A 14,556-nucleotide genomic window follows, 5' to 3' on the forward strand; every position below is an offset into this window, starting at 1 on the left:
CAGCGGCAGCCCGGTCGAGGCGGCCAGCTCCCCGGCGGCCTCCTCCAGCAGGTCGGCGCTCCAGCCCGACAGCGGCCGGGATTCGGCCTCGAAGTCGTGCCAGCTGAACCCCGGCGGGCGGCTGCCCACGGCCTTGATCAGACTCTCCTTGACGGAGAACGCCGCCGGTCCCGGCTCCCGCCCGCGCTCGGCGGGCGTGGTCACCCGGCGGGCGAACACCTCACCGCCCCGGCGCGCCGCCCGGACGATCCGGTCCTCCTCGACGATGTCCACGCCCACCAGCACGGCGGCGGTCACGCCGGCACCCCCGAGCAGCGGGCCACAAAGAGCTCCAGCGCGGCGGTGTACTCCTCGGCGCGCTCGACCATCGGGATGTGGCCGCTGTCCTCCACGAGCAGCACCTCGGCGTCCGGGTAGGCGGGCAGCACCTCCAGCCAGGGTTCCGGAGGCGTCATCCGGTCGTGCCTGCCCCACACGTACAGGGCCGGGCAGGCGACCCGGTCCAGCGCGGCCTCCACCTGGTACCGGCGGGTGGCCTTGAGACTGCGGGCCATGCTCACCATCGACTCGGGCCGGCGGAGCATGTCGCCGACCTCGGCGAGGCGCTCGTCGGAGAACAGGCTGCGCCCGCCGTGGAACAGCGCGGCCACCATGCGCTCGCCGAACTCGTCGCCGAACGGGCGTACGCTGCCCCGCCGGTCGAAGCTGAGCCCGACGTCGGGGTCGGCGGTGAGGCCGGGGGCGCCGCTGACCACGATGCCGAGCACCCGGTCGGGCCGGCGGCCCGCCAGGTCGATGGCGACCAGGCCGCCGAGGGAGTTGGCGCACAGGATGATCTCCCCGGCCCCCGCCTCGTCGCAGGCGTCGAGCAGCGCGTCGCCGAGCCGCTCGATCGAGCCGGCGGTCCGGCGGTCGAGCGCGCAGATCGCCTCGTTGGTCCGCAGCACGGACCGGCCGCGCCGTTCCAGCCGGGCGTACGGGTGGTCCCAGATCCAGCCGCCCGCGAACAGCGCGGACATGAACACCACGGCGGGCCCGGCGCCGTCGCCGAGCCGGTACTCGGCGGTGAAGTCCGTCATCGATGCTCCAGTCACTTGCGTCGTCACGTCACACGGGGTCGGGTCGCACGGGTCGGGGTCACGCGAGTCGGGGTCACAGGGTGGCGGCTTGCTCCGGGGTCCAGCCGCAGGCGCACGCCGCGCCGTCCGCGACGACCGCGGCGCAGCCGGGGCAGCGGGCGTAGTCGCGGGCGGAGGCGGCGTACCAGACGCTGGTGTGGACGCGGGCGCACAGGCCGCTTCTGAAGAAGCGGCGCATGGCCCGCTGGTGGGGACGGGCGTGCACGGCCCGGAGCGACTCGGGCCGGTCGAAGGCGCTCAGCGTGAACTTGCGGTCGCCGGCGTCGAACGTCGTCGCGCCGAGGAAGCCGCGCGTGGCCCGCAGCGACTTGACGATCTCGACGCTGAGCAGGTCCACGTCGGCGGCCTCGGCGTCGTCGCGGATCTGCAGCCAGGTGAGCACCAGCGCGCCGGGACGGTCGGTGCGGTCCATGGGGACCCTGGCGCTCAGCCCGTACTCCCGGGTGTCGTCGGCGGCGGGCACGAACCGGGCCGCGTAGCCGAGCGACTCGGCGAGCGCCAGCCGGTCGTAGGTCCTGCGGACGTGCGCGCCGTCCTGGTCGAGGGTCACGAGGTCGGCGCCGGACACGGTGACGGCGCCGTTCGTCGCGGGCAGGCCCAGGTAGGCGGCGCGGTGTCCGGCCCGGAGCGTCCAGGAGACGGTGGCCGCTCCGGCGTCGGCGGTCACCCTGTCGACCTGGAAACGCGGGCCGGGGAAGCAGGCGAGCATCCGGGCCGCGTGTGCGGTCAGCGCGTCCCCGGTCAGCACCCCGCCCGAATCGGGGTCGGCGTAGGAGGCGGCGGACGCCGCCACCGCCGCCGGATCGCCCGACTCCCAGGCCGCCAGATGCGCGTCCACGACCGCGCGCGGCTCCGTCTCAGCCACGGCCCGCCCCCCGCCCGCCGTCCACGGCCAGGGTGTCCTCCAGAAGGGGGTCGGAGGAGAGCGCGACGGCCAGGGCGTGGGTGGCGGTGTGGCTGATGGAGACGCGGATGCGGTGCGGCCAGGCCCGGCGCGCCAGATCACCGGTCAGCCGGACGGCGGGCGGATGGCCGTCCAGGCAGGCGGCCCCGGCCCGGCAGTCCGGGGCGGGCAGCGGCAGGATCTCGACCTGGCCGAGATGATGGGCGACGGGCGGCAGGCCGAGCAGCCGCACCACCGCCCGCTTGCCCGCCAGCCGCCCGGCCCAGTGCTCCAGCGTGCGGCCCGCCGACCGCACGCGTTCGGCCGGCGTGTAGACGTCCTCCAGCCGCATGCCGCCGAGCAGTTCGCCCGGCCGGCTGAACCCGCCGTGACCGACGACCGCGCCGCCCCATCGCCTCACGCGGCCACCTCCCTGGCCAGGCGGCGCAGGGTGGCGGGGTCGGCCAGGCTCAGGCAGCGGGCCCCCGCCCGGCGCGACAGCCCGGCCAGGACCTTGCTGTCCCCCACTTCGACACCGGGCGCGACCGCGTCGACCGCGCCCACCGTACGGGTCCACCGCACCCTGCCGGTGAGCTGGGCGACCAGCGCCCGGCGCAGCGTGCCGGGGTCGGTGGTGGGCTCGCCGCTGACGTTCGGCACGACGGGGACGCGGGGCTCGCGCATCTCCGCCACCGCCACCGCCGCGGCCCAGGCGGGGACGGCGGCGGCCATGAGGGGCGAATGGTAGGCGTCCCCGACCTTGAGCGGCACGATCTTGGTGGCGTCGGCGGCGAGCCGCTCCAGCCGGTCCAGGGCCGGGAGGGCGCCGGACACGACCACGTGGCCCGGCGCGTTCTCCAGCGCGACCACGGCGGGCTCACCGGGCGCGGCCGCCGCCTCGGCCAGTTCCTCGACCCGCTCGACGGGCAGCCCCATCACCGCCCGCATGCCGCCCCGGACGGCCTGTCCCTCGCCGCGTCCCGCCGCGGCCATCAGGCGGGAGCGGGTCTCCACCAGCCGGACGGTCGCGGCCAGGGTCAGCACGCCCGCCGCGTGCAGCGCGGTCAGCTCGCCCACGCTGTGCCCGGCCACGATCGCGGGCTCGTACCCCTCTTCCGTCAGCACGGCCAGGGCCGCGAGGTTGCAGGCGGTCACCGCCACCTGGGCGTGCTCGGTGGACACCAGCCGGTCGAGCGGGCCCCTCGCGCACAGCGGGGAGATCGGCCGCGACAGCATCGCGTCGATCTCGTCCAGGCGGTCGCGCGCCACCGGCCTGCGGCGCAGCCAGGCGCCCATGCCGACCCGTACGGTGCCCTGGCCGGGGAAGAGATAGCCCAACATGACATGAATCCCTTTCGCATCAGCGGTGGGGGTCCGCTCACAGGCGGCGTCGCGGCCGGCGTTCCTCATGGGCGGGACGCTCGGTGCCGAGGAAGCCGAGCAGCAGCTTGCTGACCTGGTCGGGGGCGTCGAGGGGAAGCCAGTGACCGGCGTCCTCGATCCGCTCGTAGCGCCACGGCCCCTTGACGAACTTGCCGGACCCGGCCATGCCCTCCTCCAGCAGGGCCTTGTCGCCCGCACCCCAGATGCCCAGGGTCGGCGCGAGCACCGGCGGGAAGCGGCGGCCGGTCTCCAGCTCGGAGGCGGGCGAACGGTTGGCCCGGTACCAGTTGAGCCCGGCGGTCAGCGCGCCCGGCCTGGCCAGGTCGCGCAGGTAGCGGTCGTGGTCGCCGTCACGGCCCATGATCTCGCGGAACAGCCGCCAGCCGTTGCGGCGCAGCAGTTCCTCGCTCACGCCGGGGAACTGGTAGAAGAGCATGTACCACGAGGCCGCCCGCTGCTCGATCGACGGCGCGGCGAAGACGCCGGGGTGCCCGACCGACAGGACCACCAGATGGTCGAGCCTGCGTGGCATGAGGAAGGCGTACATCCAGGCGATGGCCGCCCCCCAGTCGTGACCGACGAGGTGGGGCCGCTTGATCCCGAGGCTCATCGTCAGCGCCACGACGTCGTTGACGATCGTCTGCATCCCGTACGCCTCGACCTCCTGCGGCTTGCCGGAGTCGCCGAAGCCCCGCAGATCGGGCGCGATGACCCGGAAACCGCCCTCGGCCAGCGCGGGGATCTGGTTGCGCCACAGGTAGGAGGAATCGGGGAAGCCGTGCAGCAGCACGACAGGGGCGCCCTCGCCCTCGTCGACGTAGGCGAGGTCGACGCCGTTGACGTGGACCGTCTTCTTCTCCATCATGCCGTCTCCCTGAACAACCGCTCAGCGAAGAACTCGCTGAAGCCGAACTCGGGCACCTCTTCGGGGGCGACCATGTTGAGCAGTCCCGTGACCTGCGCGGCGAAGTTCCTGGCCATCAGCCTGCGCACGCGGCGTCTGCGTTCGACGGCCGCCGGGCCGAACTCGACGTGCAGCCTGCTGATGATGGAGGCGCCGAAGTCCAGCCGCTCCAGCCGGAACTCCCGCTCCTCGACGTACGGCGCGAACGCCGCCGGCGACCAGTCGGCGGAGGCGAGCAGGATGTCGCAGACGGTCCTGGAGTCCCGCAGCGCGCACGACAGCCCGGTGCCGAGCACGGTGTCCGCGTTGCCGGCCTCGTCGCCGATCAGCACCACGCCCTCGGTCAGCGGCGGCCCCTCGGGGACGCTGGACACCGACGGCCACACCGACAGCGGCCCGGCGGGAATCGCCTCGGTCACCGCCTTGCCCCGGTCGGGCAGGCACGTCAGCTCGTACGCGGCCAGGAACCGGGCCACGCCGCCGGGACCCCGGTAGCGGTGCTTGTTCACGGTGGGAAAGTTGAGATAGAGGCGGGCCCGGCCGTCACCCTGCGGGAACACCATGAACATGACGTCACCCTCGGTGCCCATGGCCTGCACGTCGGGCGGCCAGCCGGTCATGCCCTCGACCATCATGCCGCCGCCCCAGTGGTGCATGGAGTTGCGCATCGTGATCCCCACCTGCCGGCCGACCGTGCAGCCCCGGCCGGTCGCGCCGAGCACGATCCGGGGGCGCAGCTCGCGCGGGCCGCGAGGGGTGCCGAAGGCGACGACCGGGCGGGGACCGGGCGTCACCGAGATCTTCGAGGCCGCCATCTCCAGGCGGGCGCCGCCGGCCACGGCCTGCTCCGTCATCAGCGCGCACACGGTGTGGTGCGGGAAGGACATCGGGCCGCCGAAACCGGGGATGAAACCAGTCATGTTCACGGCCTCGACCTCGTCGTCGGCGACGGCCTCGTCCCACGTCATCCATTCGCGGATCTCCCAGCCGCCGCCCGCCCAGAAGCAGTCCTCGACGCCGAGCCGGCGGGCCTCCCTGATGCCCCACGGCGCCAGCCATTCGCCCCGTACCAGGTCCCGGTAGGTCTCCTGCTTCTCCAGCAGCACCACGGACAGGCCGCCCGCGACCAGCTTGCAGGCCGCGGAGGCGCCCGCGATGCCGCCTCCGACGATGACGACGTCGGGGTCCTCGGACGCGTGTGTCAACTCCCCCACCTCTCCCAGTAGGTGCGTTCCTCCGCGCTGTAGCGGTCGGCCGGGCGAAAGTCGGTTCCCACGGTGTAGGCGACCGGGATCATGCACACCTGCGTGACCCCCGACGGGATGCCGAGCAGCCGCCCGACCTCCCGCTCGTGCGGGACGTGCAGGCAGGTGATGGTGCTGCCGAGGCCGCGGCTGCGCAGGGCGAGCTGGAACGACCAGATGGCCGGGAAGATCGAGCCGTAGAAGATGCTGGCCCTGGTCTCGCCGTGCCGCACCAGGTGACCGGGGTCCTCCGGGACCTTGTCCGCCATCCGCACCCGCCACGCCTCGTTGATCGCCGCGATGTCCGGCGGGCGGCCCAGCACGCACGGGATGACCAGCACCGGAACCGACTCGAGCGTCTCGGTGAGCGCCAGCGCCGAGGCGTAGGTGCGTCTGGCCGCGGCGTCGTTGCGGCGGCGGCCCGCGTTGGTCCAGATGTCGTTGCGGTGGAACGTCCAGGACGAGCGGATCATCTCGGCCAGCTTCGCCTTCACCGCCGGATCGGTGATCACCAGCCAGCGCCAGTTCTGGTGGTTGTTGGCCGTGGGCGCCTGGACGGCGACCTCCAGCGCCTCCCGTACGACCTCGGGCGGCACCGGCCGGTCCAGGTCGAGCCGGCGGCGCACGGAACGCGTGGTCGTCAGCAACCGGTCGGTCTCGGCCACGTCGAAGGGCGGCACGTTCATACCGCCCCCAGCAGGACGGCGCCGGCCACCGAGCCAGGAGCGGCGGTGAGCGCGACCGCCCGCTCCACCGGTCCCGTCGCGGACGGGGCGGGCTCATCCCCGGGGCCGCGGCCGGCGCCCGGCCTCGCGGGCCCGGTGAGCGTGGGAACGATCCCGTCACGGACGGCCAGCGCGCCGAGGGCGATGTTCATGGCCCCGGTGGCCGCCTGGCAGTCGCCCATCAGGGCGGCGGACGAGGTGAGCGTCCCACCCGCCAGCGTCTCCAGGACCGCCGCCGCCTCCTCCCGGTCCTCCGGGAGACCGTCGGCCGCGCAGACCACCACACCGGCCACCACACCGGCGGCCGCCTCCGGCAACCCGGCCAGACTCCGGGCCACCGTCCCGGCGTCTCCGGTGACGTGGTGGGCGGCGTGGGACGTGCCGAGCACCCGCGCGTACGCACCGCCACCGCGCCCGGCGCAGTGGTCGGCCGACTCGACCACGAAAGCCACCGCCGCCGACCCCGGCACGTACGAGACGGGCAGATCGCCGGGGCTCTCGCCGGGGCGTTCGTCGGCTGCGACCACCAGGACCACCTCCGCCTTGCCCGTCCGGATCACCTCAAGGGCGCAGTCGAGCGCGATCGAGGCCGACGCCCCGCCGTTGCAGATCGTGGTGGTCGGCCCCCGGAGGCCCAGGGTCTGGCAGACGGCTCCGCCGGTGGCGTTCAGCACCACGTTGGAGAAGCTGAGCACGGCGGGCTTGCTGGGGTTGAGGGCGATGCTCTCGTCGAAGCCGCCGGTGCTCTCGGCCGACCCGGCGCCGGTCGCGAAGATCAGCCCGACGTCGTCCAGCGCTTTCCTGGGCAGCTTCAGCCCGGCGTCCTCCCAGGCCAGGCGGGAGGCCGCGATGGCCATCCTGGAGAGCTGGTTCATGTGCCGCCACAGCGAGCGCGGCGCGTACGTCCGCCCGTCCAGCGACGGCGTGCGGCCCGCTCCCCGCCGCCCGGCCGTGATGGCGGCGCTCACCTCGGCGATGCCCGTGCCCGCGCCGGTGACGGGTCCCAGCCCGGTGATCACCGCCTCTCGCGGCGGCAGATCCTCGTACGCGCGAGGCCCACCCGGGCGCGTCAGCACGAGGGACACGTTGTTGCCGCCGAAGGCGTAGTTGTTGGACACGACGGTCTCCATGGCCATGGGCCGGGCCACGTTCGGCACGAAGTCCAGACCCGGAGCCCCGCCGGAGCCCGTGTCGGAGCCGGAGCCGGAGCCGGTGCCGGAGCCGGTGCCGGAGCCGGTGTCGGCGCCGGGGTCGAAGCCGATCGTGGGCGGCGCCATGCCGTGCCGCAGCGCCAGCACCGCGGCCACCGCCTCGACCGCGCCCGCCGCCCCGAGCGTGTGGCCGAGGAACGACTTGATGCTGCTGGTGGGCACCTGTCCGGCGCGTTCGCCGAACACCAGCCGCATGACCTTGGCCTCCATGGCGTCGTTGGCCGGGGTGCCGGTGCCGTGGCCGCTGACATAGTGCACGTCGTCCGGTGAGAGCCCGGCGTCGGTGAGCGCGCGGCGCATGGCGGCGGCCCCTCCCCTGCCCGTGGGGTCGGGCGCCGTCGCGTGATAGGCGTCGGCCGACAGGCCGTAGCCCGCGACCTCGGCCAGCGGCGTGGCCCCCCGCGCCAGGGCCAGGTCCAGCGGCTCCAACAGCAGGAAGGCGGCCCCTTCGCCGAGGTTGAGCCCGTCGGAGTGGCTGTAGGGACGGCACGGCCCGGTGCTGAGCGCCTGCAGCCCGGCGAATCCGGCGTAGGTGCCGAACAGCAGCGGGTCCACCCCTCCGGCCAGGACGGCGTCCGCCTCGCCGGTGAGGATCTTGTCCTTGGCGAGCCCGACCGCGTTCCCGCCGGCGGCGCACGCGGTGGAGACCAGGATGCGCGGCCCGCCCAGCCCCAGCCGCTCGGCCACCACGTCGCCGGTGCGGTGCATGGGCTGGTAGCGGCCCGCCGGTCCGGGCGTCGCCTGGCACTTGCCGAGGATGACCCCGAACCGCGCAGGGCTCGCGGTGACCCCGCCCGCCTGCCTGATCGCCTGGCGTGCGGCGACCAGCGCCAGCCTGGCGGTACGGTCGAGGTCCGCGTCGGCGGAGGGCGTCTGCTCGCTGATCCAGGCGTCGGGCACCCGGCCGGCGTGCCTGGCCTCGAAGACCGCGTACGCCTCGTCCCGCAGCTCGGTGAGGCCGCCGCTGCCGGTGCTGAGCCGCAGCCAGAACTCCGCGGGGTCGCGGCCGATCGCGCAGATGATGCCCAGACCGGTGACGACGACGGGCCGCAGCGCCATGCTTGTCTCCTTTGCGAGAAGCGGTCCGGCCGATCAGATGATCGGCACGCTCCAGCTCTTGGGCACGATGTAGGGGCTGGTCAGCGTGGTCGCCCCGACGCCGCCCACCGACAGGTCGAGGCCGGCCGCGGCCAGGTCGCGGTCCACGCGGGCCAGGCCGAGCGTCGCGCCGAGGCCGACGCTGTGCACCGCGTGCACCACTTCGCCGATGACCTGCTCACCGGCCATGAGCCGGGTGCCGGGGGTGGGCACGCCGGTCACGCAGGTGAAGCCGATGGTGGCCCGCCCGGTTCCCGACTCGAACGCCTCCAGCACGGCCTCGCGCCCCACGAAGGTCTCCTTGGTGATGTCGACCAGCCAGTTGGCGCCGATCTCGATCACCGAGGCGCCCGGGGACGCCTCGTGGCGCGGCATCGGCTGGCGGACCTCCAGCATCGCCAGTTCGAGGGCCTCCTGGCCGGACGGGCGGGCGTGTTCCAGGCACAGCTCCCACAGGCGGGCCGCCTCCTGCCGGGGCACGATCATCTGGTAGCCGTACTCGCCGGTGAAGCCCGTCCTGGCGAAGACGATGTCCACGCCGTCCCAGACCGCCTCGGCCACGGACTCGAACGGCAGCGAGGCCAGCTCCCCGTCGATCAGCCGGCCGACGACGCCCCAGGCGTAGGGTCCTTCCAGCCCGATGAGCGTCAGGTCGGCGCGGTCGGTGATCTCGACGCCCTCGTCGTTCTCCGCGCGCAGATGCTCCAGCAGCCGTGTCCCGGCGCCGCAGGAGCTCTCCAGGAGGATCCCGTCCTCCCGGCCGAAGGCGATCACCTGGTCCACGATCGACCCGCCGGCGTCCAGGACGAGGCTCATCATGCAGCGGTCGGAGGTGAGGTACTCCACGTCGCGGGCGAGCACCCGCTGCGCGAACGCGATCGCGTCGGGGCCGGTGATCTCGATGAGCCCGTGGCCGCCGAGATCGAGCGCCGCGGCGCGCTCCCGGAGCGCCTTGTACTCCTCCGACAGCGCCTCGGGGGAATCCGAGAAGCGCAGCGGCACGGTCGTGTCGCCGACCTCGCCGTGAACGGTGCCCTCAGGATGCGTGGCCGCGAGGACGTTGACCATGGTTCACACCTTTCGCCCAGTACGTTGCGCCGCCGGATCGGCGATCGTGAGAATTCCTTCGGCGGCCACCTGGCCGGCCACCCGGGCCGACACGCGGAACTCCGCGAACCCGCCGCCGCCCCCGGTCCGCTCGGCGGTCAGCGCGAGCTGGTCCCCGGGGAGGACCGGACGCCGGAAGCGCATCGAGCGGACGCCCGCCAGGTAGCTGATCTCGCTGGCCCCGGCCAGGGCGAAGACCACGCCGGAGAGCTGCGCCAGCGCCTCGACGATCACGACGCCCGGCAGCACCGACTCGGCCGGGAAGTGGCCCTGGAACCACAGCTCGGTCCCGGCGACGTTCTTGGTGGCCGTGCCCTTGACGCCCGGCTCCACCTTGCCGACCTTGTCGAGCAGCAGCATCGGCCAGCGGTGCGGCAGCACCGCGCGGATCTGGTCGTGGGTCAGCCCGGACACCACCGGCGGGGCGGCGGTGTCCGCCTGCGCGACCGTCATCGGCCGGCCCGGAGCGCGGGGTCGACCTCGTCCGCGAGGCGCGACACCGAGCCGAAGACGGCCATCTCGCTGTCGTAGAGCGCGACCCCGAACTCCGCCTCGATGGCGACGTACAGTTCGAGCACGTCGAGGCTGTCCAGCTCCAGGCCCCGGCCGAACAGCGGCTGGTCGTCGGTGATCCAGCCGGGCTCGATCTCCAGGTCGAGCCGGGAGACGATCATCTTCTTGATCTGGTCGCAGGTCTGCCGGCGTTCGGCGGCTTTCGCGCGCAGTTCGTCGACGGTCATGTGTTCTCCTATGCCTCGGAGCTTGCGGGGTCGGGGGGTGGGACGGCTCACCCGAGGCCGCCGCCGTGGGCGACCACCACCGAGCCGGACATGTACGACGCCTTTTCGGAGGCGAGGAAGCTGACGATGGAGGCGATCTCCTCGGGCCGCCCCATCCGGCCGAGGCGGATGCGTGACTCGTACTGCTTCCGGATGGGGGTGGGGACCTTGCGGGTCATGTCGGTGGTGACGAATCCGGGGGCGACCACGTTGGCCCGGACGCCGTGCGGGGCGGCCTCGTTGGACAGCGCGTGCGTGAAGGCGATGATCGCGCCCTTGGACGCCACGTAGTTCGTCTGGCCGGGGAAGCCGCCGTCCAGGCCGCTGGAGGAGGACAGGGTCACGATCGACCCGCTGCGCCGGTGCCGCATCAGCTTCAGCGCCTCCCGGCAGGTCAGGAAGGTCCCGATGAGGTTGGTGTCCAGCGGGCCGCGGAACTGGTCCAGGCTCATCGTGATGAGGTAGCGGTCCTGGGTGATGCCGGCGCTGGTCACCAGCACGTCGAGCCGGCCGTGCTCGGCCCGGATCTGCCGGAAAACGTGACGGACCGCCTCCTCGTCCGTGACGTCCGCCTGCACGCTCGTCGCGCTGCCGCCCTCCTCCTGGATCAGGGCGACGACCTCCTTGGCGTCCCGCTCCGACCTGGCGTAGTTGACGATGACGTGCGCGCCCTCCCTGGCCAGGTCGAGCGCGACGGCCCGGCCGATCCCGCGTGACCCCCCGGTGACCAGGGCCACGGACCCTTGGGTGAACAGCATCGGCGTCTCCAGCAATTCGGGAATCGCGGAATGACTTGCATTGATCTTCCTCACTTAAGCTACTAAAGGCGGATATCACGCCTGTATCATGCGGATATCCATGCATTGACTGAGATAATCGATATATTCGATGCTGGCGCAATGAACCAGCTTGAGGTGGACGTATTGGTGATCGGGGGCGGGCCGGTCGGATTGAGCGCGGCGATCGAGCTTTCCCGTCACGGGGTCGAAACCCTGCTGGTCGAAAAGCACACGGGGACGTCGATTTTCCCCAAGGCCCGGCTCATCACCACCCGGACCATGGAGATCTTCCGGTCCTGGGACATCCAGGACGAGGTGGAGAGCGTGGGAATGCCGCGCGAGGAGTTCCTCGCGGTGGGCGTCGGCAGCTCGCTCACCGCGGACGACTTCGTCCGGTCGGCGGCGGCGCTGCGGCGCGACGCCCCGCACAGCCCCACCTACACCTTCCTGTGCTCCCAGGACCTGCTGGAGGTCATCCTGCGCCGGGGCGCCGAGTCGGGGCCCGGGGCGGACGTCAGGTTCGGCACCGCCATGACGTCGATGCGCGAGGTCCCCGGCGGCGTCGAGGCCGTCGTGTCCGGGCCGGCCGGCGAGACCCGGGTGCGCTGCCGGTACGTGGTCGCCGCCGACGGCAGCCGCGGCGGCGTGCGCCACTCGCTCGGCATCAAGACCGAGGGCCCGCCGGTGCTCGGCCACATGATCAGCATCATGTTCGAGGCCGACCTGGGCTTCCTCCCCCGCGAGCGGCGGGCCGCGCTGTCCTTCCTGCGCGACCCGCCGTGCGCGCTGGAGGCGGTCGATCACGAACGGCGCTGGATGGTGCAGACCGGGTACGAGCCGGAGGAGGGCGGAAGCCCGGCCGACTTCACCGAGGACGTGTGCCTGGCCGCGGTGCGCGCCGCCGTCGGGGTGCCCGGCCTGCCGGTCACCATCCTGGGCGTCATGCCCTGGCTGCAACAGGCCAGGGTCGCCGACGCCTTCCGGTCCAGCCGGGTCTTCCTGGCCGGCGACGCCGCGCACGTGGCGACGCCACAGGGCGGATTCGGTATGAACTGCGGCATCCAGGACGCCCACAACCTGGCCTGGAAGCTGGCCGCCGTGCTGCGCGGCGTCGCCGGGCCGGCGCTGCTGGACACCTACACGACCGAGCGGCGCCCGGTCGCCGTGCGGACCGTGGACGAGAGCCTGACCAACGCCCTGATCACCTTCCGCATGATGGAGGGCCGGCTGTCCATGGAGGAGGCCGTCGACCAGCAGGCGGGCCGGCGCAGCTGCGAAGGGCTGGTGCTCGGCCTCGCGTACGAGTCCGCCGCGGTGGTCCCGGACGGCACCGCCGCCCCCCAGCCCGACGACCCCTACCGCACCTACGTCCCCACGGCCCGGCCCGGACACCGCGCCCCGCACGTGTGGCTCACCGGGGACGGCGGTCCCGTGTCGACCCTGGACCTGCTCGGCCCCCGCTTCACCCTGATGACGGCGTCCCGCGCGTGGGCCCGCGCCGCCTGCCGGGTGGCCGACCTGGCGGTGGCCGAGATCTCGCCGACCGGCCCGTACGGCTCCGCGACCTGGGCGGCGGAGTACGGCGTGGGCGAGGCGGGCGCCGTCCTGATCCGCCCGGACGGCCACGTCGGCTGGCGGACCACCGGCGGGCCCGGCGCCCGAGGAGAGTCCCTGACCAGGGCTCTGGCCGACATCCTCGCCCTCGGCTGAGGCGTCACAGGGCCGCGCCGAAAACGAGCCGTCGGACACGAGTCGTCGCACGAGCCGTAGTCGGACACGAGCCGTCGGACACGAGCCGTCGGACACGAGCCGTCGGACACGAGCCGTACCAGCGGTACGGGACGCGAGGCCGCGCGTCAGACGCGGGCCATGCGGGTGCGGAGCCGGGCCGCGCCGAGGCGGAGCGAGAGCGGGTTGCCGCAGGAGGTGGCGACCAGGTCGGACACCGCCTCCGGGCCCAGCGTCGCGCCGGCCGCGCCGACGAGCAGGTCCGCCAGCTCGCGCGCCGCGTCCTCGGCCAGCGGCGCCAGGAACTCGCGGTGCGCCCCCTGCCTGGCGACCAGCTCGTCCAGCGGGTCGGCGCTGGTCACCACCACCCGGCAGCCCGCGCCGCCGGGCAGCAGCGACGCCACCTCGTCGCCGTCGCGGGCGTTGTCCAGCACCACGAGCATCCGGCGGCGGGCGGTCCGGCTGCGGTACAGGGCCAGCTTCTCGGCCCGGTCCGCGGGGATGTCATGTTCGCCGAGCGCCCGCAGGAAGCGGTCCAGCACGGCGCCGATCTCGATCCCCGCCAGGTCCGCGAAGAGCTGGCCGTCGGGGAACCAGTCGATCCGCGCGTGCGCCCAGCGCAGCACCAGCGTGGTCTTGCCGACGCCCAGCGGCCCGCTGACCACCATCGTCCCGGCGACGGCCACCTCCGGGTCGGGGCGCAGCGCCGCGTCCAGGAAGGCCAGCTCCCCCGCCCGTCCCACGAACGGCAGCACCTGCGGCGGAAGCTGGCAGGGCACGACCGGGGCGGGCGCGGGCGGGCGCGGCATCAGCGCGGTCTCGTCGCGCAGGATCTGCTCGTGCAGCCGCCGCAGCGCCGGTCCCGGCTCCAGGCCGATCTGCTCCAGCAGGAACCGCCGCGTCTCCTGGTACGTGCGCAGCGCTTCGGCGCGACGGCCCGCGCGGTACTGGGCCAGCATGAGCTGGGCGCGCACCCGCTCACGGAACGGGGACTCGGCGACCAGGGCCAGCAGCTCGGGGATCACCTGATGGTGCCTGCCCAGCTCGATCTCCAGCTCCAGGCAGGTCTCCAGCGCCTCCAGCCGCCACTCGGCCATGCGCGCGACGTCGTACCGCAGCCCGCTGAAATGCTCGAACGGGCTGCCGCTCCACAGCGCGAGCGCTTCGCGCAGCAGGAGCACGGCCCGCTCCCGGTCGCTCGCGGCCAGGTCCCTGGCCCGCGCCACCATGGAGGTGAACCTGAGCCAGTCGATGCTGTCGTCGGCCGCCCGCAGCAGGTAACCGGGGCTGGACGTCTCGATCAGGCCGGCGCCGAGCCTGCGGCGCAGCCGGGACACGCAGATCGCGACCTGGCGCCAGGCGCTGCGCGGGGCCGAGCCCGCCCACACCGCCTCGACCAGCCGCTCGACGCTGATCACCCGGTTGGCGTTGAGGAGCAGGCAGGCCAGGATGGCCAGCTCCCTGTTGGCGCCCATCGGCAGTTCGGCGCCGTCCTTGAACACCCTGAGCGGCCCCAGCACCCGGAACTCGAAGACGGGCCCCGGCGCCGGCCCCGACATCGGCGCGCCCATCAGGC

Annotated in this window: 15 protein-coding genes; 1 reads left to right on the plus strand and 14 read right to left on the minus strand. The window is 73.6% G+C overall.

Annotation, left to right across the window (positions count from 1 at the left end):
- The 13 genes from OUY22_RS30910 to fabG form a co-directional block, all read right to left on the minus strand.
- Window positions 1-297, minus strand: a 297-nt coding sequence (locus OUY22_RS30910; protein ID WP_270158759.1) for a 4'-phosphopantetheinyl transferase superfamily protein, incomplete at its 3' end; no start/stop codon positions are given.
- Entirely contained in the window at window positions 294-1,079 is a 786-nt protein-coding gene (locus tag OUY22_RS30915; RefSeq protein ID WP_270158760.1) for an alpha/beta fold hydrolase, read from the minus strand. The genes OUY22_RS30910 and OUY22_RS30915, both read right to left, overlap by 4 nt.
- A 73-nt stretch (window positions 1,080-1,152) precedes the next feature.
- A complete protein-coding gene (locus tag OUY22_RS30920; RefSeq protein WP_270158762.1) occupies window positions 1,153-2,004 on the minus strand; it encodes a nuclear transport factor 2 family protein in 852 nt (283 codons plus the stop codon).
- Window positions 1,997-2,443 (minus strand): holo-ACP synthase, encoded by a 447-nt coding sequence (locus OUY22_RS30925; RefSeq protein WP_270158763.1) that lies wholly within the window; start codon window positions 2,441-2,443, stop codon window positions 1,997-1,999. Before OUY22_RS30925 ends, OUY22_RS30920 begins: the two co-directional genes overlap by 8 nt.
- A complete protein-coding gene (locus tag OUY22_RS30930) occupies window positions 2,440-3,363 on the minus strand; it encodes an ACP S-malonyltransferase (RefSeq protein WP_270158765.1) in 924 nt (307 codons plus the stop codon). Before OUY22_RS30930 ends, OUY22_RS30925 begins: the two co-directional genes overlap by 4 nt.
- A gap of 37 nt (window positions 3,364-3,400) precedes the next feature.
- Complete coding sequence (locus OUY22_RS30935; protein WP_270158766.1) at window positions 3,401-4,270, minus strand: alpha/beta fold hydrolase; 870 nt, start codon at window positions 4,268-4,270, stop codon at window positions 3,401-3,403.
- Entirely contained in the window at window positions 4,267-5,514 is a 1,248-nt protein-coding gene (locus OUY22_RS30940; protein ID WP_408638227.1) for an NAD(P)/FAD-dependent oxidoreductase, read from the minus strand. Before OUY22_RS30940 ends, OUY22_RS30935 begins: the two co-directional genes overlap by 4 nt.
- The gene (locus tag OUY22_RS30945; protein WP_270158768.1) at window positions 5,511-6,239 is read right to left on the minus strand and encodes a nitroreductase family protein; all 729 of its coding nucleotides are present in this window, start codon (window positions 6,237-6,239) and stop codon (window positions 5,511-5,513) included. The genes OUY22_RS30940 and OUY22_RS30945 overlap by 4 nt, the downstream gene beginning before the upstream one ends.
- On the minus strand, window positions 6,236-8,548 hold the full coding sequence (locus tag OUY22_RS30950; protein ID WP_270158769.1) for a beta-ketoacyl-[acyl-carrier-protein] synthase family protein: 2,313 nt from the start codon (window positions 8,546-8,548) through the stop codon (window positions 6,236-6,238). Before OUY22_RS30950 ends, OUY22_RS30945 begins: the two co-directional genes overlap by 4 nt.
- Before the next feature lie 33 nt (window positions 8,549-8,581).
- Window positions 8,582-9,655 (minus strand): aminomethyltransferase family protein, encoded by a 1,074-nt coding sequence (locus OUY22_RS30955; protein WP_270158770.1) that lies wholly within the window; start codon window positions 9,653-9,655, stop codon window positions 8,582-8,584.
- Between the two features lie 3 nt (window positions 9,656-9,658).
- Window positions 9,659-10,147 carry a 3-hydroxyacyl-ACP dehydratase FabZ gene (gene fabZ, locus OUY22_RS30960; RefSeq protein ID WP_270158772.1) on the minus strand — a complete coding sequence of 163 codons (489 nt, stop codon included), beginning with the start codon at window positions 10,145-10,147 and terminating at the stop codon, window positions 9,659-9,661.
- Window positions 10,144-10,434 (minus strand): acyl carrier protein, encoded by a 291-nt coding sequence (locus OUY22_RS30965; protein WP_270158773.1) that lies wholly within the window; start codon window positions 10,432-10,434, stop codon window positions 10,144-10,146. The genes fabZ and OUY22_RS30965 overlap by 4 nt, the downstream gene beginning before the upstream one ends.
- Before the next feature lie 47 nt (window positions 10,435-10,481).
- Entirely contained in the window at window positions 10,482-11,231 is a 750-nt protein-coding gene (gene fabG, locus OUY22_RS30970; protein ID WP_270158774.1) for a 3-oxoacyl-ACP reductase FabG, read from the minus strand.
- A gap of 141 nt (window positions 11,232-11,372) precedes the next feature.
- Between fabG and OUY22_RS30975 the strand changes: the two genes are divergently transcribed.
- Window positions 11,373-12,962 (plus strand): FAD-dependent oxidoreductase, encoded by a 1,590-nt coding sequence (locus tag OUY22_RS30975; protein ID WP_270158775.1) that lies wholly within the window; start codon window positions 11,373-11,375, stop codon window positions 12,960-12,962.
- Window positions 12,963-13,108: 146 nt separating this feature from the next.
- Here OUY22_RS30975 and OUY22_RS30980 read toward each other — a convergent pair.
- The coding region (locus OUY22_RS30980) for an AfsR/SARP family transcriptional regulator (RefSeq protein ID WP_270158776.1) at window positions 13,109-14,556 on the minus strand (1,448 nt) is incomplete at its 5' end.

This window comes from Nonomuraea corallina (assembly GCF_027620315.1).
Taxonomy (GTDB): Bacteria; Actinomycetota; Actinomycetes; order Streptosporangiales; family Streptosporangiaceae; genus Nonomuraea; species Nonomuraea corallina.